Here is a 275-nt window from a genome sequence, read left to right on the forward strand (position 1 = left end):
CATTCGAACATGCGGATGCGTCCGGGAATGGCGAGTGCCGCACCGAGCGGGCACATATAGCGGCAGTAGAAGCGCTCTATGAACAGGCCAGCCGTCAGAAGTGTCAGTGCATAAATGACAAACGGCCACTCACGCGCGAATTTTAGAATTATCGAGGTCTTGAACGGCTCGACTTCCGCAAACACTTCAGCCAGCGCGACCGAATAGAGCGACAGTCCAAACAGGCCGAGGAAGATCATATATTTGAGGGGCCAGAGGCGCTCGTGCAGTCCCCA

General features: G+C 55.6%; 1 protein-coding gene. It reads right to left on the bottom strand.

From position 1 onward, the window contains the following. A partial coding sequence (locus HWX93_RS22830) for a 4Fe-4S binding protein (protein WP_176038829.1) occupies positions 1-275 on the bottom strand: 275 nt, incomplete at both ends.

The sequence above is a fragment of the Brucella tritici genome (assembly GCF_902825325.1).
In the GTDB taxonomy this organism is placed as follows: domain Bacteria; phylum Pseudomonadota; class Alphaproteobacteria; order Rhizobiales; family Rhizobiaceae; genus Brucella.